Here is an 18,341-nt window from a genome sequence, read left to right on the forward strand (position 1 = left end):
GTATTAAGATGATCAGAGTAAAAAAGAAGATTACAAAAATGAGAGGGTCCAGAACATGTGGCGGTGGCTGCTCCAAGAAAAGAAGAGGGGCCGGCCATAGAGGTGGGCGAGGTCTTGCCGGAAGCGGTAAGAAAAAGAAAACAAAATGGACAAGAACAATAATTACAATGCCTGGCCACGTTGGATCATATGGATTTTCTAGAGACTCCTATTTACGAAAAGATCCTTCATTCATAAATGTTGGATATATCGAAGACAAGATTCAAAATTTAATTGATAGGAATATTGCCGAAAAGAAAGAAGGAAAATTATATATTGATGTTTCTAAACTAGGCGTTAAGAAAGTATGCGGAAAAGGACAAATAACAGGAGCCTATATTATAACAGCAGAAGAATTCTCTAAAAAGGCAGAGGAGAAAATTTTATTAGCTGGGGGAGAAGCTGTAGTTGCAGGTGACAATTAATGAGTGCTATTGAAGGATTTCGGCAAAGTCTATTTAGATTTTTACCTGAGGTTACATTACCTAAAAAACGTATTAATCTAAAGAATAGGCTCATCTGGAGTGGACTGATGTTATTAATCTACTTCATACTTGCTGAAATACCGGTCTATGGCATTACTGGTGACCAGATTGATTATTTCTCAGGCCTTAGGGCCATCATGGCTGGAGAAAATGGTTCTATTTTAACTTTGGGCATAGGTCCAGTTGTTACTGCAGGTATTATAATGCAATTACTTGCAGGGTCCGATATTCTTAAATTCGATCTTTCCTCCTCTAAAGGGAAAGCAGCTTTTCAAGGTACTCAAAAAATCCTGGCGATTTTCTTATGTTTCTTTGAAGCTGCAATATGGATATTAGGTGGAGCATTTGGTAGGCCTGATAGCTCATTTTTGATTGGTTTCATGGTATTACAGCTTGCTATAGGTGGACTTTTGGTATTAATGATGGATGAAGTTGTAACAAAATGGGGTTTTGGGTCAGGAATATCACTTTTTATTGCAGCAAATGTTTCTCAAAGAATATTATGGGAAGCATTCAGTTTTGCCAAGTCACCAATAAATCCTGATGAATTTATTGGCGCCGTGCCTGCATTTATTAAATCATTTATAGACGGGCAACCTGTTTGGGTTAGAGGGGGATTGCTCCCCGATATGACACAAGTATTTTTTACCTTAGTTGTATTTGCTATAGTAGTCTATGCTGAAGGCATGAGATTGGAAATACCTTTATCATATGGTAAGTTCCGAGGAGCAAGAGGAAGATACCCAATAAAATTCCTTTACGCTTCAAATATACCAGTTATTCTTACCGCAGCATTATTTGCAAATGTTCAGTTATTTGCAAGAATACTAACTAGCAGAGGAATCAATTTGTTGGGAACATTTAATGAGTTTGGGGGTCCAAAGAGTGGATTAATTTATTATCTTACTCCCCCCCACAGCATTGAAGTTTTACTTAATGAGCCTTTAAGGGCAATCATATATTTGGCCGTCTTTATCGCACTTTGCGCTATGTTTGCTGTACTTTGGATTGATTTGACAGGGATGGGGCCAAAGGAAGTTGCTAAAAAACTTCAGGGCTCAGGAATGCAAATACCCGGATTCAGAAGAGATATTAGAATATTAGAAAAAGTCCTCGATAGATATATCCCTCCGATTACAGTAATGGGGGGAATATTTGTTGGACTTCTTGCAGCGTTTGCCGATTTTACTGGAGCTCTTGGTACTGGTACAGGAATATTATTAACCGTTGGTATTGTTTACAGAATGTACGAGGAACTTGCAAAGGAGCAAATGGGTGAAATGATGCCTGGATTAAGGCAATTTTTAGGATAGGTGAAAATAATGAGTATATATGATGCTATATTAAATCCCCTGTATAATGTGCTAGACATAGCATTTGGATGGCTATTTGCCTATGGGTCAATGTATGCCATTTTAGGAGTATCCATAGTGATAGGAACAACCCTTACATTAGTTCAGTACCTTCTTGTTGACCAAAAGGAACTCAAATCAATGAGAGAAGAGACTACCGCTTTTCAGAAAGAGATGCTTAATGCTCAGAAATCAAATGATAAGAATAGAATAAAAAAGCTCCAAAAAAAGAAAGGTAGAATTGATGAAATGCAAAGGAAACTAATGCAAATGTCATTTAAACCATTGTATGTAACCATGATACCGATATTTATATTCTTTTCATGGCTCCGACAATCACCTGCTGCCGATATTGTTGATCCAGTAGTCATTAAATTACCTTTTGACACACTTCTTGTACAAATGTTCCATAGAGGAAGTCCTCCAGGATTCCAGACTGGTGATTGGCTAGGCTGGCTTGGATGGTACATATTTTCAAGTTCAGTAGTATCGAATATAATTAGAAAAATAATGGGAATGGCTTAGAGGTGAGAAATTATGCCGAGACCGATGTATAGATCAAGATCTTTAAAAAGAAAAAAGGTGAGAACGCCTTCTGGAAATGTAGTAACACATTACAGAGAAAAAAGGACGGGTACACCTCATTGTGGGGAGTGTGGAGCTATTCTTGGTGGAGTACCAAGAGGTTTGAGACCTTACGAAATGAGAAGATTACCAAAAACTAAAAAGAGGCCAGAAAGAAAATTTGGAGGAGTTCTCTGCCCCACTTGCACAAGCGACCTGATTAAAAAGGACGTAAGAGGACAAATCTAATGCGTGTGACTATTGGGGGGCCACCAGGTAGTGGAAAAACAACTGTTGCGAAAATTGTTTCAAAAGAACTTCGATATAAACATATCTATACTGGAGATATTTTTAGAAATCTTGCTAAAGAAAAGGGAATGTCTCTAGAGGATTTTTCTATATTAGCTGAGAAAGATTACTCGATAGACAATGAAGTTGACCGAAGACAAAAAGAATTAGGAACTCAAGATAATATAATCCTTGAGGGAAGAATGGCAAGATTTATGATTGATCCTGATTTCAGCGTATGGATTACAGCCCCTTTTGAAGAGAGGGTTAGAAGGATAGCCCAAAGAGAAAATCTCTCATATGACACAATATTTAAAGATACAGAAATTAGAGAAAAAAGTGAAATAAACAGATATCAAAAGATTTATAATGTGGATATATCTAATCTGGCTTCATATGATCTTGTGATTAATTCCCTTAAGTTTAATGCAAAGGGAGTAAGCCAGATCATAATTGCAGCCGTAAATAACATATCACCGGTACCAAAGGGCGACCGGGTATAAATTGGAGGTGACATAATGGCAATGGAAGTAGGAAGAGTTTGCACAAAACTTTTAGGAAGAGAAGCAGATAAAAACTGCGTTATTGTAGAAATTGTAAATAAAAACTTTGTTGTTGTTTCAGGACCAAAGGAGTTAACAGGTGTTAAAAGAAGGAGATGCAATATAAAACATCTTGAGCCTTGGCAAGTAAAAATAAATGTCGAGAAAGGTGCATCTGATGATACCCTAAAGGCGGCCATTGAAAAGGCCAAGATAGAGGGGTACAGTTGAAAGGGTCCGATGGAAAAATATTATACAAATCAAAGGACAAGACAAGTTCTAGATATGGAAAAAAACCCGAAGAACGAAATTTAGATGAACTATTGCAAAAAGGAATTGTCAATATCGATAAACCTAGAGGGCCTACTTCTCATGAAGTGACTTCTTGGGTAAAGAAAATTCTGGGCATATCCAAAGCAGGTCATTCAGGAACACTTGATCCTAATGTTTCAGGAGTATTACCTGTAACTCTTGGGAAAGCAACAAAACTTGTAAAACTTTTAATGACATCCCACAAAGAATATGTTTGCACACTTCATCTTCAAAAAGATGTCCCGAAGAATGACCTTATGCGAGTATTGAAAGAATACGAGGGAGTTTTATACCAAAAGCCACCGGTAAAAAGTGCCGTTAAAAGACGAGTGAGGACTAGAAAAGTTCATTACATAACACCAATTGAAATCGAGAACAGAGATGTGCTCATGAAAGTTGGCTGTGACGCTGGAACTTATATAAGAAAACTATGTTATGACATGGGCCTTTCATTGGGATGTGGTGCAAGTATGGAAGAACTAAGAAGGACTAAAACTGGAGTATTTGGTGAGGAATCTACGATACTACTTCAAGATCTCCTTGATGCAAAAGTTTTCTCAATAGAAGAGAATAACGAGGATATCTTGAAGAAGTTAATAGTACCATATGAAATCGTTCTCGATCCACTAAAGAAGATATGGATTAAAGATACTGCTGTAGAAGCATTATGCCAAGGTTCAATACTTACTGCTCCAGGCGTATCTAAACTTCAAAGTGAAATTTCGAAAGGGGAAACAGTTGCTATACTGACACTTAAAAACGAAGCAGTCTCACTAGCAGAAGCCGTAATGAGTTCTGAAGAGATATTAAAAAAGGATAAAGACATTGTTGCAAAACCACTTACAGTTCTCATGGAAACAGGGGTATACCCAAGGACGTGGAATTAATGCCTCACTATTATTCTGAAGATGTCACTGCTCCGTTGAAAATAGGAAGAATCTCGGAGATAATTTTGGGTAAAATGTATCAATTTGATATTGCACCTGGTGTATTTTCCCCAAAGAAAGTGGATAATGGTACTATGGCATTATGTGAATTAATGGACCTAAATAGAGATAACAAAGTACTCGATATGGGATGCGGATATGGAGTTATAGGCATTGTTGCTTCCTCTTATACCTCTGAAGTTCACATGAGAGACATAAATAAAAGGGCAGTATATCTCACAAAAAGAAATATAAAGCTCAATAATGTCAAAAACGCATCGGTAAGTCAAGGAAACCTTTATGAGGGCATTGATAAATACAATGTTATATTGACAAACCCTCCAATATCTTCAGGGATGGATATAGTTGGGCTTATGATAGATGAAGCACCAAAACATTTATATGAAGGTGGAAATCTACAACTTGTAATACGAAAAGGCGTAAATATTATAAAAAAGAGGCTAGAAAAAAGCTTTGAAAAGGTGAATATAAAGAAGAAATATGGATATTATGTTATATTTGCTTCATAGCCGGGGTTGCTGAGCTTGGTACGGCGCGGGCCTGGAAAGCCCGTTCTCCTTTGGAGTGCATGGGTTCAAATCCCATCCCCGGCGCTATGGTGATTATATGGATGAAGAAGTAAAAGGTATTGTTCGTGTACTAGGTACAAACATAATGGGAAACGACATCTTTGAAGTTGGCATATTGAAAATAAGAGGTGTCGGACCAGTTATGGCTAGGGCTGTAGCCCAAGTGGCAGGTATATCTTCAAAGACTAAAGTAGGGAATATACCTCCAGAGAAGATAAAGATAATTGAGACGATTATTGAGAACCCTATAAACAATGGTATTCCAGTATGGCTTGTTAATAGAAGAAAGGATTTTGAGACCGGCGAGAATGTACATGTCGTTGGACCAAAATTATTAATGTCATTAAGGGAAGACCTAAACAGGATGAAGAAGATGAAGAGTTACAAGGGCGTTAGACATCAACTTGGCCTGCCTGTAAGGGGGCAAAGAACAAAATCTTCATTTAGAAAAGGAACCTCATTAGGCGTACAGAGAAAGAAGGCAGCAAGGTGATTTAAGTGGGAGATCCAAAAAAAATTAGACGTAAATATGATAAACCATCTCATCCATGGCAAAAAGATAGAATTGATTCTGAAAACGTATTGATGAAAAAATACGGACTTGCCAATAAAAAAGAGATATGGAAAGCTTTGAGTTTTCTTAGAAATGTAAGGAGACAGGCAAGAGCTCTATTAGCTAGCCACGATGAAGCATCAATGAGACAGACTACTGACCTTATCACTATGCTTCAGAAATATGGAATACTAAAAGACGAATCAACATTAGAAGATGTATTGACTTTATCTTTAGAGGATATCCTTGACAGAAGATTACAATCCCTAGTATTAAGAAAAGGATTGGCAAAAACACCAAAACAAGCAAGACAGTTTATTGTCCATAAACACATTCTGTTAAATGGCGCCAAAGTGTCAATTCCAAGTTATCTAGTTCCAAAAGCCATTGAAAATTCAATTGGATATTCTTCCAGATCATCCCTAAATGATCCAAGTCATCCAGAAGTCCCAAAAAAAACAGTAATTGAGGAGGGTAATTAATGCCAAAAGAAGGAGGAAGATGGGGGGTAGCACATATATACGCTTCATATAATAATACTCTTATTCATATCACTGACTTAACCGGTGCTGAAACTATAAGTAGAGTTTCAGGTGGTATGATAGTAAAAACAGGTAAAGATGAATCATCTCCTTATGCTGCAATGAAGGCAGCAGCAAAGGCAGCCGAGGAGGCTATAGAAAAAGGTGTAGTGGCAGTCCACATAAAGGTTAGAGCTCCAGGAGGAAATAAGGCAAAGACTCCGGGGAGAGGTGCTCAGGCAACTATTAGATCACTAACTAGAGCAGGGCTAAGAATTGGTAAAATAGAGGATGCTACACCTATACCTCATGATGGTACAAGAGCCAAAGGGGGCAAGAGAGGTAGAAGAGTATAATGGAAATAGAGATATTCAAAAAAGACGACAGAGAAATAAAATTTTTAGTCAGAGGAGTTTCTGTGTCTTTAGTCAATGCTTTGAGACGTATATTTATTTCAGAAATGCCCTCAATGGCAGTTGACTATCTTAAGTTTTATAAAAATAATTCTCCAGTTTTTGATGAAATAATCGCACACAGAGTCGGTTTAATTCCCTTAAACAATGCATCCGAAATTTACATAACTCCTGAAGAATGTGGATGTAAAGAAGGGTGTGAAAAATGCTCAGTTACTTTATCTCTTGAAAAATCAGGACCATGTACTGTTTACTCAAGAGACTTAGTATCAGGCGATTCTGATATTTATCCAATGCTTGAAGACATACCAATTACCAAACTTGGTGAAGGTCAAGAATTGAAATTTGATGCAGTAGCTAGAATTGGAACAGCAGAAGACCATGCTAAATGGCAGATAGCCAACGCGGCTTACAAATATGTTCCAAAAATTGAATTCAATTTAGATAAATGTGAATTTTGTGAAGAATGTGTTCCTAAATGCCCTAAAGAGATTCTTTACAAGGAAAAAGATCAGATTAAAGTAAAAGATATTTATGAATGCACAATGTGTAGGGCGTGTGAAGAAGTCTGTGAGCAAGGTGTAATTAAAATATCTTATGAAAATGATGCATTTATATTCTTTGTTGAATCATATGAGAATATGAATGTCAATGATTTAGTTAAAGAGGCTTTGGACATGTTGTCCACAAAATTGAGCAATTTAAAAAATCTCGTTGAAAACATTTGAAGCGCGGGGGTTGCCGAGCATGGTCAAAGGCGCAGGATTGAGGGTCCTGTTACGTAGGTATTCGTGGGTTCGAATCCCATCCCCCGCACTTTTTTACCAGTAAGATTTTTAGAATAGTAAATCCTATTTTTATTCATGGCAAGAGATAAGACTTACTTGCAGAAATTATATTATCTTTTATTAAAATAATTTAAAAATCTTTCTTAAATTATCTAAAAAACTTGGATTACTTTTATCTCGTGATTTTATTTGATAATTGATATTTGTCGAGTATAATTTATCAGGTGAATTAAATGGCGATACTATTAACTTATCTCCAGTATCTACTTCAAAGTAATATGATATGTTATTTTTTCCCAATGGGTCTATTTCTATGCTGAAACTATTCTCTTCTTCTTTATTCATCGTTAGAATAATAAATGAATTATTTGTGTCTTCATATTTATAATATAAATATACATTTGATGCATTGATATCTTCTAGTTTCATCGTGACTTTGAATGAATCAGATATATTTACATCTTCGGGAGTTGTATTTATTATCGAATCAGTGGGTATATCTAGTTCTGTAGTGCTTTTATAAAATATTTTTGTAGCGATATTATTATTCTTATCAGCTTCATTAATTTTTAGCTCTTCGTCAATAACTACTACAACTTCCCCAAATAACTCATTTGGCATAAATATTATTTCCTGTTCAACTATTTCTTCAGGGCCTAAGGAGATATAATGTCTTTCTAAAAAAATATCATTTGAATTATTTGTATCTCTTTCGTAAAAGGAAACAGAAAAATCCTCTATTTTGACATTACCTCTATTTTTTATTTTAGCTTTAACTGAGATAAAACCATTTTCATCTTGTTCTGTTGTAATGTAGTAAGGATATATCAATAAATCAATGTATTCAGAGTTCAATTTGGGATTTTGAGTTGAAATTGAATTGAAGTCTCTCTGTGAAACTCTTATATTGAAATTAATATTGTTATTAAGTTTTGATATTTCATCTATAGTATTCTCAGGATCAATTTTAAGATCTATAACGTTATCACCGTGATTTGTAAATGTCATATAAAGATTCAAATCAATATAAGACGACGGTAAAATCTGAATTATCGTTGAAGATGCTTTAAGCTCACCATTTACATATACTTTGACAGGTATTCTAAAAGCACTTGATTTTCCAATATTGCTTATCCTAAAAGATAATAATGAAGATGTATCTTCATATATAATTTGATTATATGAGATATCATTTGCAGATATGTATAGATCGGGCTTAGCATTTTGAGTATTTGTTGAAGGTGTTGTATTAGTTATATTTTGTGATGGGGATGTCAAGTTTAGATTTTTTACCATTAGATTATAAGTTGCTACATTGTTGTTTTCATTTTCTTCTGCAATATTGTTGTCATTATCTACAACAAAGTATAGGGTATATGTCCCCTCTGCGGGGGGCGTCCAACTGAAATTAGCAGTTATTTTCTGCCCTGCATAAAGTGATGAAATATTTACTTTCCCCAATTGATTTCCTTTTTCAGTTAATCCTTCAAAAACTGCAAATACAAAACTTCCGGCATTTTTATTTCCAGAGTTTATTATATTTATTTTCATAGTAATTTTTTTTAAAGGTTCAGATTGACCAGAAAAATCTATTCCTTGTATCATCAGGTCTGGTTTTCCTTGTGTCTCTTGAAGAGGTGTTGTAGGCGTCGTGACATTATTGCCAGTTTGTGTACCAAAAAGTTGTGTTATCATTTTCCCATAAGTTCCTCCGTCAACTATCCCTATACCCACTTCTTTGTATGACGGGTTCAAAATGTTGGCTCTGTGTGAAGAGCTCCCCATAAGTGAAGAATGCCCAGCATCTACAGATGGATTTCCACATATGTTTTCTGCCAACGCAATGAAGTTATATCCAGAATTTCTTGCTCTGTCAGAAGGAGTTAGTCCATCAGGATTAACATGATTAAAGAAATTTCTATTAATCATATCTTGGCTATGAGATCTTGCAGCAGAAGAAAGGGCAGAATTCATAGTAAGAGGTTGAAGTCCTTGAGCTTGGCGTTCTCTATTAATCAAATCAAGCATATAATATTCTTCAGAACTATTTGAGAATATTAAGGGCATCGTTCCTAAAATAATCATTATTAAAATCAAGATTGATGCAATTCTCACATATTTACCCATACAACAACACTTCAAAACTTAATTTTTAAGAATTTCTGAATTAAAAATAATTCAAATTAGTATTTGCCTTATATTTCAAAAGAAAATTAATAAAATAGAATAAAATAGATTTATCTTACAATTAGCTGAGCCTTTTCTGGGTGGTATCTCCAATCTTTTGGAATTCTGCCTTTTTCAGCATAATATTTTCCAAGTCTTCTAATTTTTGACTCAATAAGATTTAATCCTCTCGTTGAGTGGAGATCCTTTGGATTAAGCTCTAGATGCTTTCGTAAGTTGACGGCTCTAGCTATAAGATTGAAAAGGTCTTCAGGGTAGTCACTTTGGAGATTATTCTCTTTTAATAATTCGTTAATACTCTTCCCAGCTATAAGTCTTACATCAGGAATCCCATGTTGGTCCCTTAATATAATGCCTATCATGCTAGGTCCATGACCTTCTTTTGACATAGTTACTACTAAATCAACAACCTCTTCTGGCCTTTTGTCAACCCAATGTGGCATCGATGTTCTTGCTGGTTTTTTTGAACCAGATTTTCCTCTTTTTCTCGAATGCATTCTTGCCATTTATTCAACTCCATTTTCAAGGTATTTGACCATAATATCAAGAGCTTTACCTCTATGAGAGAAACAGTTTTTTTCTCTAGTAGTCATCTCCCCAAATGTTTTTGAGGCTTCTTCGGGAATAAATATAGGATCATATCCAAATCCTCCCTCGCCTTTTATTTCATTTGCGATAGTTCCTCTTGAAACTCCTTCAAATAAACGTGGTCCATCTTCGTATAGTCCCACTGTAGATTTGAAGTAAGCACTCCTATTTTTTATCCCTAATAGAAGTTTTAAGATGCCTTCGTTCCCGATGGTATCTTGGACATACCTTGAGTACGGTCCAGGAAAGCTGTTTAGTTCTTCTATGAACAGTCCCGAGTCTTCTAAAAAGAAGGGACTTTTAAGCCTTTCGCTGCAAAAATTAATCCCAAATAAGGCTATTTCCTTTAGTTCCGAAGCTTGAATCTCTGGATATCCCATATTAGATTGTATTAGTTCAATATCGAGGTGTTTCAGTTTTTCCTTAGCTTCTTTGAATTTTCCTTTATTTCCGGTGATAAAATACAGTTCTTTCATATATACTAACAAACAATAACCCTTATAAAAAAATTTCTTAAAACATCTTTAATGGAACAGTCTAATAAGGGCGGCGATTCACAGAAACTTAAGATGATGGTCATAGGAATTGGAGACGAGTGTTTTAAGATACTAGAAACTAAACCTCAAAATTTAGACATAAGAACTTTGGCAATAGGTTATGATAAAGATAGACTGAAATTCTTAAAAACAGAGAAAAAATTTTTTGTCAACGACACTCTAAAAAATAAGATTGATTTATCTAAAAATATTCAGGACATATCTAAAATAGCATCCAAAATTGAAGAAGAGTTTTCTGGTTTTTTTAGTATAGCAAATATTGTATTTGTTTTAACTGATTTATCGGATACAAATATTAAACTAACATCAATTCTTTTGAAAATAGCAAAAGAGAGCAAAGCAATACCAATGCCGGTAATAAAAGCAGCCGATTTATTGAGCGCAGGTAAAGAGATATCAAAAGATAAACTTTTAGAATTAAAAAAATACTCCAATTCGTATATTATACGTGAGGATGAGCAAAGAACTATATTTTCAAGAGGATATTCTCCTTTTTGGGAAAAAATTGAAGGATTGTATTTATCTCTTGCGCTGCCGAGTCTTGTCAACATCGATTTTGCAGATTTTAGAACAGTGATAAATAAAGGTGGGATATGCTATATAGGAGTGGGAGAGGGCAAAGGAGATAAAAAAACTATTAATTCTTACGAAGGAGCTTTAAAATCAAAGTTTGATTTAGAATTAGAAGATGTTAAAGGTGCACTTATTAACATCATAGGTAATAAAGATTTAGCACTAAAAGAATCAACCAATGTAACAGGGCACATAGAAGAAAGAATCAACAAAAATGCTGAGATAATATGGGGCGTATCGCTGACTGACAATTCTCCGGACATCTTAAAAGTTGTAATTGTTCTTACTGGCGTAAATTATCCTGAATTGGAAGATTATATCCCTTAATTTACCTGTATTGCAGGGGCATTAGGTCTTTCTTCAGGAATTGTAGGAATTAAAATTTTTTGATCCATTAATAATCTTACGACTTCATCTATTATCTTTCCCTTTTCTTCAATCTTTGAATCAGTCGCTTCATTTTCAGGTAGGTCTGGATCAATGTATATCCATCCTTTATTTCTAATTCCAAATTGATCATATAAGTAGTTTATATCAGAAATATTAGTATTACCTCCGTAGAAGTCTATTACAGCTTCAAATGGATAATATTTATCTGCCCCATAGTGCTTGTAAACAAAAGGCCCGTTAATAACTCCTATTATTATGCCATATTCACCATCTTGTTTATAATCATATAGAAAGCATTCTTTGTAAAAGTCCGTAGTAATAGGATATGCTCCCGTATTCCTATACTCCTTTTCAAAATTGGAGAAGTTTCTCCACACTTCTGCATCATACTGGTATATCTTTTTTACCTCAAATCCATTTTGTTTATTAAGATTCCAGTACTCTTCACTTAAAGTTCCAGAGATATATCGTGCCCAATTATCAATTATACCGTCCTTTCCTTCGTCAACGAAGAAGGATTTTTCGAAGGGATTTTGTGTGATAATGGTTATATTTGAGGTAGTCATCTCATATTCAAAATCTGATTCGGCAACAATAGTAATTAAGAATTTATTATTATCAAATATCTTTAGAAATAAATCTGCAAGATTTATAGCATCAGTTGATGGCTGCGGAAATTTGATTAGCATGAAGTCTGAAACAGTCGGGGGTAGCTTTTTCAGATAATTGTTGTAAAGTTCTTGCCTCTCCTTTGACTGAGCTTCTGTAGTTATAACAGTAAGAATTGTTTCATTTAATGTTGTTTTTGAAAAGCTATCTTTAGAAATTAGATTGTTTAATATTAGTATATTCTGATTTTCAGGGAATCCCCTATATTTTAGATAATTCCTACAAAAATCAAGATTTTCAGGTGTTTTTAGATCAGATACAAGGTCTCTATCGGTCAATGGATCGATAACTAGCATATTGAAATCAAAGTATCTTCTTGAACCCTTAAACGCAAGATCGACATAATATATTTCTCCGACCTTTTTAATTTTTCCTTCGTTAATCTTCTGGTTTATATAAGCCTCTCCAACAATACCTTTTGCCTTTTCAAATTCTTCAATTGTAAGTTTTGCTTCGTATTCTTCTAGATCTGATGTTTGATTTGTACAACCTATAGAGAACATCATGACTGAAATTATAGCCAGAGTAGAATATGCTAAAATCTTATTTATAATAATCACCCCAGAATATGTACAGAGAGGTTTTATCTGTGCTGTATAACTTATCAACCGTAGAAGTATTTAAATGGTTTTCACTATTTTTAAACTCTGCAATTTCTCTTGGGCCGAGGTAAATATACTTTATACTATACGTATCCATAACGGAGTAATTACCGGAATAAAGGGAGTTAATATCCTGACTTCTCTTAACATAATCCCAACTACCTGAAGAATATCCTCCTTCGATAGTCTTTAATCCTGAAACTTTCCCAATAATAGGTGAAGTAAACCAAGAAGAGGCAACTGTAAAATCACTGTATACTGAATTTTCACTTAAATAAGAAAAGGCTGAATATTCTTCATTTCCTAACATAGGTTTGACCTTTGAAACATATTCTGCAGCAGGAAAAGAAGAGATAATCATGATACCAATTATTGCACCGAGTACAGCTTCCCTCTTCTTATCCTTGGTAAATTCTAATATGGCAAAAGAACAATAGAAAGCTAGAGGATAAGCTAAAAATTCTACAAATCTGAATGGAAGAAGGTCCAGGCTTGTTAGGTAATTCCTCGAGAGTAAGAAAGCTACAGCCCCCCATGATATTAACATCAAGTCTTCTTCTCTTTTTCTTAGCATTAGAAAAACTGCTCCAGGTATTGACAATGCCATTGTTATATAACCAAGTTTCACCGGATAAAAGGACAACTTGAAAATACCGCCATAGGGTATGTTTGAGGCTATACCATGATTTAGAAGTTGAATAATCCAAGGAGATGAGATAATTATTGTTATTAGTGTAAAAATGAAAAAATTAACTAGTTTGTTTTCCCTATTAACTACATACAAAAGAAATGTGAATACAATAATTGAAAGAAAAAATACTATGAATGAGAGTCCATGCGTATAAAAAATAGCCGAAGATAAGATTCCTGAAACATATAAATATTTTCTGTCTTTTAAGCCCAGTAGATATGTAAGAAAACCCAGAGGGATTAATACTAGGGCAAGTGATTGTGGAGAGGCTATTATCCCTCTATCGAGTGAAACTGGTATGATAAGTACAAAAAACGATGACAGAAGTGCTACCTCTTTACCATAAAACTTGTTTATCAGTAGAAATGTTGAAATTGCAGATAATGGGAATAGTATTACTGGCATTATCCTCGCTGCGGCAATAACAGATAATCCTCCGAGACTTAATAGTTTGTATAAGCCAAATAATAAAATATGGAAAAGAGGGGGATATGTATGGATTCTCCCTTCAGGACCAAAAGAGACTGGATCAAAAGTAAAGTATCCGTTAGAGAAGTTTTCTACAATTCGCATGTGGTACCATATATCCCACGAAAGAGGATAAGAAAATCTGTTGTAAAGAGGAAAAGTTTCGCATATTGCAAGTATAGCTATGAGAGTTATAGGAATAAGAAAATATTTTATATTTTTCATTTCCGACCATGCCATTAATTGATTAAATAGACATCTTTTTATATAGTTTAGCGTATACTAAAGAGGGGATAGGATGAAGAAGAAAGTTATAATTATGGGGGCCGCCGGCAGAGATTTTCACGATTTTAATACATATTTTAGAGACAATCCAAAATATGAAGTTGTTTGTTTCACTGCAACACAAATACCAGACATCGATGATCGTGTTTATCCAAAAGAGTTGGCAGGGAGCCTGTATCCAAAAGGGATCCCAATATACTCTGAGAACAGATTGAGAGAGTTAATCAAGAGGTATAAAGTCGATAAAGTATTTTTATCATATAGCGATATTTCTCACAATTATGCTATGGACAAAGCATCTATAGTTCTTTCAAGCTGTGCAGATTTTTCTATTCTTGGACCAAAATCTGTAATGCTTATTTCAAAAAAACCTGTCATAAGCATATGTGCAGTAAGAACTGGAAGTGGTAAGAGCCCAACAACAAGAAAGGTTAGAGATATATTAAAAAAAATGGGATTGAAAGTTGTTGTTGTTAGACATCCAATGCCATATGGTAACTTATTGAAGAGTGCAGTGCAGCGATTTGAAACTTATTCAGATATGGAAAAGGCAGATTGTACTATTGAAGAGCGGGAAGAATATGAGCCTCATATTGAAAACGGCACAGTTGTATTTGCTGGTGTTGATTATGAAAAGATACTTAGAGAAGCCGAAAAAGAGGCAGACGTTATTCTTTGGGATGGAGGAAATAATGACCTTCCATTCTTCAAACCTGATTTGCATATAGTATTAGCTGATCCATTAAGAGCTGGTCAAGAACTTACTTATCATCCTGGCGAGACAAATGCAATGATGGCGGACGTAATCATAATAAATAAGATTGATTCTGCTACAGAAGAGCAAGTCGAAACCATTAAAAGAAATATCCAAAAAATAAACCCTACGGCGATTATAATCGAAGCAAAATCTCCTGTTTTTGTAGAAAATCCAGAACTAATTGAAGGAAAAAAAGTGTTGGTAGTTGAAGATGGGCCGACACTCACTCATGGCAATATGAGTTTTGGCGCAGGCACAGTAGCCGCAAAGAATTATAAAGCAGGAGAGATCATTGACCCAAGACATTGGGCGATTAATTCTATAAAAGACATATTCGATAATTTTAAACAACTTGGAAAAGTCTTACCTGCTATGGGTTACAGCAGAGAGCAGATAGAAGAGCTTGAAACAACAATAAATAACGTTCCTTGCGATACTGTAATCGTTGGGACCCCGATTAATATAGGTAAGCTCATGAAACTCAATAAACCACTAGTAAGAGTAACGTATTCAGTAGAAGAAGTAGGAAAACCTGATTTAATAGATATCTTAAAATCCTTTAAGGAAGAAAGAGGGCTTTAACCCTCCATTTTATCAATGACTTTCCTATATTCTCTTAAAGACATACCAAGGGCAGAAGATTCAGATATGAGGGCGCTTATCTCGATGGCATTAAACAACTCATCCACAGTTGCACCAGCATTTATTGCATTTCTTATATGTACATCAAGACAAAAAGGAGTCTTTAAGGCTGCAGCTGCTCCGACAGCAACAAGTTCTGCAGTTTTTGTATCCAATGCGCTTCCACCCATAAGATGGATAACTCTTTTTGTTCTTGGAACAAAATATTCCTCATCTTTTGATATTTCTTGAGTGATAAAAGGTATCTCTCCATATTTTTCTTTTATCTTTCTTAATAGTTCATCTTTCATTTTCTATCTCCTTTAATTTTCTAAATCCAACTGCAAGTGCTGAAGATTCTCCCATCAGAGCCGCTATCAAAATAACTTGAAATATCTCATCTTCAGTAGCCCCAAAATTAATTGCTTGTTTAATATGAAATGCAAGGCAGTGATTACCATTATGGCCAACAGCACCTGCTATTGCAAATAGTTCAGTTTCTTTTGGTGAGAAAATCTTATTTGATCCCATAAGGTGAAAAAGTTTCTGTACTGATGGCACGAAATCCTTTTCGTCTTTTGATATCTCTTTTAGAATAAAAGGAACCTCTCCATAGAAATCTTCTATTTTTTTTAATGTTTTCTCAACGTTTAATGTCATAAGAGCACCTTTAACGCTGAAAAATAAATATCTTTAAATATTTTTGGGACTAAATAGTCACATGAAAAAAAGAATACTTTTCATATGCACCCACAATGCAAATAGGTCTCAGATTGCCGAAGGATTTGTTAATAATCTTTACTCAGATAGATATGAAGCACACAGTGCAGGTATGCAACCTACTGAGATTAATCTAATCTCAATTGAAATAATGAAGGAAATTGGAATTAATATTTCTAAATACAAATCAAAAGGAATTGAAGGATTTTTGGATAAAGAATTTGACTATGTGGTAATGCTTTGTGACTCCTCACTAGGATGCCCATTTTTTCCAGGAGGAAAGGAATACATTCATATGAATTTTGAGGATCCTTCTATTTTCAAAGGAAATGAAGAAGATATAATGGCTTCATACAGAAAACTTAGGGATGAAATAGGAAAATGGATTAAGGAAACTTTTATTGATTCCAAGAACTAAATGATTAATTATTTAATTTTTTAAATAATATATTTGAAGTCTATTCTTTCCTGTTAGATTCTATAATTCGGTCTATCTCTCCATCTATTCCCATTCTTCGCGGACCATGCATGAGTCTTCTAAAAAGGTCCATATCGTTCCCTTCCATTAGTATGGTTATAACTCCCGAAATACCTTCTTTCTCTCCTTTTTCTGAAACAACAAATTGAAGAGTGCTTACATCCGTTTTCCAAGAATATATATCATATACCCTTTCTATGTTTTCTTTTTCTAATTTTACTACGGCTTTCATAAATTATCTTGTGACTGCTTTCTTAAAAACATTCTTATTTTAATTTAATAGTTAAATAAATATTTTCTATGGAGAAAATAGATATATATTTCCTTTGAAAAAACATTACATGGAAGAAATAAAATTAAAGCCTATAGGCTTAGTTCATTCTCCTTTTAAGGAGCCAATCGGAGTGCCAAAGGATTCAAGTGACGGAATGGATTATAAAGGAACTATTGAGATATTTTCAGAATATAGGAATGGTTTAAAAGACCTTGATGGATTTTCACATATCTTGGTTCTTTTTTATTTCCATAAATCAGAATATTCTCATCTTATAGTCAAGCCTTACCTTGATGACCACTTAAGGGGTGTATTTGCCACAAGGTCACCCCACAGACCAAACTTCATTGGATTATCTGTAGTTGAGTTATTGAAGATAGAAGATGGAATCTTACATATAAGGGGAATTGATATGATAGAAAGAACGCCAGTCTTGGATATAAAGCCTTACATCCCGGAGTTTGATTCAAATGAAGGAATTAGAATAGGGTGGCTTGAGGGAAAAATATAATCTCTAAAGCGGCTGGCCTGTCCATCCATCAAAAATGATTTATATTCTTAGATAGTATCTAGTTAGGTGAAATTATGAAGTTTTGTCCAGATTATGCAAAAGTTGATGCCAAGACTCTTGATAAGATTAAATCTTTAGAGAATGAAATTGGAGTAATACTATTGGCGTATGAAAAGCCCCCAACCTATGCTAAAATCCTAGAAAGTGATGTTGTCAAGTTAAAAGAAGTTGAAAGGTCGATGGGAGTAACTCTTGTAGCTTTTTCTTAAGTGCAATAATTTTATTTTTTTTTCTAAAAAAGAGCGTAGGGCTTCTTAATATTATTCCAGTGCCCCGTACGGGATTTGAACCCGTGCCACGGCCTCGAAAGGGCCGCATTCTTGACCGGACTAGACTAACGGGGCTTAACAAACCATTTTTATAAATACTTATAAAACTTTTGGTTATCTATTTTAATGTCTTATCCTGTAATTATTTCCTTTTCCTTTCATTAAAAAATCTCCCCTATTTTAGGTAGTATCTGGCAAATTACTGCCAGATTCTAGCTTTCTGTAAAATGCCATTTCTGGAGTCTCAAGCACATCAAGATTCAAACTC

At 34.7% G+C, this 18,341-nt stretch carries 25 protein-coding genes and 3 tRNA genes; 19 read left to right on the forward strand and 9 right to left on the reverse strand.

Translation table 11 applies throughout. The features are described 5' to 3' along the window. Positions 1-8: 8 nt before the first annotated feature. From KO464_08765 to KO464_08830, 14 genes are all read left to right on the forward strand, one after another. The gene (locus tag KO464_08765) at positions 9-464 is read left to right on the forward strand and encodes a 50S ribosomal protein L15 (protein MCC7573467.1); all 456 of its coding nucleotides are present in this window, start codon (positions 9-11) and stop codon (positions 462-464) included. Further along, entirely contained in the window at positions 464-1,837 is a 1,374-nt protein-coding gene (gene secY, locus KO464_08770) for a preprotein translocase subunit SecY (protein ID MCC7573468.1), read from the forward strand. Before KO464_08765 ends, secY begins: the two co-directional genes overlap by 1 nt. 9 nt (positions 1,838-1,846) lie before the next feature. Then, positions 1,847-2,401: a DUF106 domain-containing protein gene (locus KO464_08775; GenBank protein MCC7573469.1), complete on the forward strand. Its 555-nt coding sequence runs from the start codon at positions 1,847-1,849 to the stop codon at positions 2,399-2,401. A gap of 12 nt (positions 2,402-2,413) precedes the next feature. Next, complete coding sequence (locus tag KO464_08780; GenBank protein MCC7573470.1) at positions 2,414-2,689, forward strand: 50S ribosomal protein L34e; 276 nt, start codon at positions 2,414-2,416, stop codon at positions 2,687-2,689. Beyond that, positions 2,689-3,231, forward strand: coding sequence for an AAA family ATPase (locus tag KO464_08785; GenBank protein ID MCC7573471.1), 543 nt, complete (start codon positions 2,689-2,691; stop codon positions 3,229-3,231). Before KO464_08780 ends, KO464_08785 begins: the two co-directional genes overlap by 1 nt. A gap of 12 nt (positions 3,232-3,243) precedes the next feature. After that, positions 3,244-3,501: a 50S ribosomal protein L14e gene (locus KO464_08790; protein ID MCC7573472.1), complete on the forward strand. Its 258-nt coding sequence runs from the start codon at positions 3,244-3,246 to the stop codon at positions 3,499-3,501. Beyond that, a complete protein-coding gene (locus tag KO464_08795) occupies positions 3,498-4,469 on the forward strand; it encodes an RNA-guided pseudouridylation complex pseudouridine synthase subunit Cbf5 (protein MCC7573473.1) in 972 nt (323 codons plus the stop codon). Before KO464_08790 ends, KO464_08795 begins: the two co-directional genes overlap by 4 nt. After that, a complete protein-coding gene (locus tag KO464_08800; GenBank protein MCC7573474.1) occupies positions 4,469-5,038 on the forward strand; it encodes a methyltransferase in 570 nt (189 codons plus the stop codon). The genes KO464_08795 and KO464_08800 overlap by 1 nt, the downstream gene beginning before the upstream one ends. Continuing rightward, positions 5,038-5,122 (forward strand) — tRNA-Ser (locus tag KO464_08805). The genes KO464_08800 and KO464_08805 overlap by 1 nt, the downstream gene beginning before the upstream one ends. 13 nt (positions 5,123-5,135) lie before the next feature. Continuing rightward, positions 5,136-5,591 (forward strand): 30S ribosomal protein S13, encoded by a 456-nt coding sequence (locus KO464_08810; GenBank protein ID MCC7573475.1) that lies wholly within the window; start codon positions 5,136-5,138, stop codon positions 5,589-5,591. 5 nt (positions 5,592-5,596) lie between these two features. After that, positions 5,597-6,133 (forward strand): 30S ribosomal protein S4, encoded by a 537-nt coding sequence (locus KO464_08815; protein MCC7573476.1) that lies wholly within the window; start codon positions 5,597-5,599, stop codon positions 6,131-6,133. Continuing rightward, positions 6,133-6,528, forward strand: a complete 396-nt coding sequence (locus KO464_08820) for a 30S ribosomal protein S11 (protein MCC7573477.1) — start codon at positions 6,133-6,135, stop codon at positions 6,526-6,528. Before KO464_08815 ends, KO464_08820 begins: the two co-directional genes overlap by 1 nt. Next, positions 6,528-7,313: a DNA-directed RNA polymerase subunit D gene (locus KO464_08825; protein MCC7573478.1), complete on the forward strand. Its 786-nt coding sequence runs from the start codon at positions 6,528-6,530 to the stop codon at positions 7,311-7,313. The genes KO464_08820 and KO464_08825 overlap by 1 nt, the downstream gene beginning before the upstream one ends. A gap of 3 nt (positions 7,314-7,316) precedes the next feature. After that, positions 7,317-7,401: transfer RNA gene (locus tag KO464_08830), tRNA-Leu, on the forward strand. Between the two features lie 92 nt (positions 7,402-7,493). On the opposite strand, the gene KO464_08835 is transcribed toward KO464_08830, so the two are convergent. The 3 genes from KO464_08835 to KO464_08845 all read right to left on the reverse strand — a co-directional run bounded on the left by KO464_08835 (position 7,494) and on the right by KO464_08845 (position 10,624). Then, positions 7,494-9,500: a hypothetical protein gene (locus KO464_08835; protein ID MCC7573479.1), complete on the reverse strand. Its 2,007-nt coding sequence runs from the start codon at positions 9,498-9,500 to the stop codon at positions 7,494-7,496. 110 nt (positions 9,501-9,610) lie between these two features. Continuing rightward, positions 9,611-10,066, reverse strand: a complete 456-nt coding sequence (locus tag KO464_08840; protein ID MCC7573480.1) for a 30S ribosomal protein S15 — start codon at positions 10,064-10,066, stop codon at positions 9,611-9,613. Next, complete coding sequence (locus KO464_08845) at positions 10,067-10,624, reverse strand: XTP/dITP diphosphatase (GenBank protein MCC7573481.1); 558 nt, start codon at positions 10,622-10,624, stop codon at positions 10,067-10,069. Positions 10,625-10,675: 51 nt separating this feature from the next. Between KO464_08845 and KO464_08850 the strand changes: the two genes are divergently transcribed. Continuing rightward, positions 10,676-11,605 carry a hypothetical protein gene (locus KO464_08850; GenBank protein MCC7573482.1) on the forward strand — a complete coding sequence of 310 codons (930 nt, stop codon included), beginning with the start codon at positions 10,676-10,678 and terminating at the stop codon, positions 11,603-11,605. Here the strand turns inward: KO464_08850 and KO464_08855 are convergent. Together KO464_08855 and KO464_08860 are read right to left on the reverse strand one after the other, a co-directional pair. Continuing rightward, positions 11,602-12,897, reverse strand: a complete 1,296-nt coding sequence (locus tag KO464_08855; GenBank protein ID MCC7573483.1) for a hypothetical protein — start codon at positions 12,895-12,897, stop codon at positions 11,602-11,604. The genes KO464_08850 and KO464_08855 overlap by 4 nt on opposite strands. After that, entirely contained in the window at positions 12,881-14,338 is a 1,458-nt protein-coding gene (locus KO464_08860) for a glycosyltransferase family 39 protein (GenBank protein ID MCC7573484.1), read from the reverse strand. The genes KO464_08855 and KO464_08860 overlap by 17 nt, the downstream gene beginning before the upstream one ends. A 58-nt stretch (positions 14,339-14,396) precedes the next feature. Between KO464_08860 and KO464_08865 the strand changes: the two genes are divergently transcribed. Continuing rightward, on the forward strand, positions 14,397-15,722 hold the full coding sequence (locus tag KO464_08865; GenBank protein ID MCC7573485.1) for a cyclic 2,3-diphosphoglycerate synthase: 1,326 nt from the start codon (positions 14,397-14,399) through the stop codon (positions 15,720-15,722). Here the strand turns inward: KO464_08865 and KO464_08870 are convergent. Together KO464_08870 and KO464_08875 are read right to left on the reverse strand one after the other, a co-directional pair. Beyond that, positions 15,719-16,072 (reverse strand): carboxymuconolactone decarboxylase family protein, encoded by a 354-nt coding sequence (locus KO464_08870; protein ID MCC7573486.1) that lies wholly within the window; start codon positions 16,070-16,072, stop codon positions 15,719-15,721. The genes KO464_08865 and KO464_08870 overlap by 4 nt on opposite strands. Further along, positions 16,062-16,421 (reverse strand): carboxymuconolactone decarboxylase family protein, encoded by a 360-nt coding sequence (locus KO464_08875; GenBank protein MCC7573487.1) that lies wholly within the window; start codon positions 16,419-16,421, stop codon positions 16,062-16,064. Before KO464_08875 ends, KO464_08870 begins: the two co-directional genes overlap by 11 nt. Before the next feature lie 61 nt (positions 16,422-16,482). Here KO464_08875 and KO464_08880 point away from each other — a divergent pair, with 61 nt between their 5' ends. Next, positions 16,483-16,899, forward strand: coding sequence for an arsenate reductase ArsC (locus KO464_08880; protein MCC7573488.1), 417 nt, complete (start codon positions 16,483-16,485; stop codon positions 16,897-16,899). A 40-nt stretch (positions 16,900-16,939) separates the two neighbouring features. On the opposite strand, the gene KO464_08885 is transcribed toward KO464_08880, so the two are convergent. Further along, positions 16,940-17,191 carry a hypothetical protein gene (locus KO464_08885; GenBank protein ID MCC7573489.1) on the reverse strand — a complete coding sequence of 84 codons (252 nt, stop codon included), beginning with the start codon at positions 17,189-17,191 and terminating at the stop codon, positions 16,940-16,942. Positions 17,192-17,300: 109 nt separating this feature from the next. Between KO464_08885 and tsaA the strand changes: the two genes are divergently transcribed. Further along, on the forward strand, positions 17,301-17,744 hold the full coding sequence (gene tsaA / locus KO464_08890) for a tRNA (N6-threonylcarbamoyladenosine(37)-N6)-methyltransferase TrmO (GenBank protein MCC7573490.1): 444 nt from the start codon (positions 17,301-17,303) through the stop codon (positions 17,742-17,744). A 74-nt stretch (positions 17,745-17,818) separates the two neighbouring features. Beyond that, positions 17,819-18,013, forward strand: a complete 195-nt coding sequence (locus KO464_08895; GenBank protein MCC7573491.1) for a hypothetical protein — start codon at positions 17,819-17,821, stop codon at positions 18,011-18,013. Between the two features lie 60 nt (positions 18,014-18,073). Here KO464_08895 and KO464_08900 read toward each other — a convergent pair. Next, a tRNA-Glu gene (locus tag KO464_08900) sits at positions 18,074-18,148 on the reverse strand. Positions 18,149-18,341: the final 193 nt, after the last annotated feature.

The organism is Methanofastidiosum sp. (assembly GCA_020854815.1).
Lineage (GTDB): Archaea > Methanobacteriota_B > Thermococci > Methanofastidiosales > Methanofastidiosaceae > Methanofastidiosum.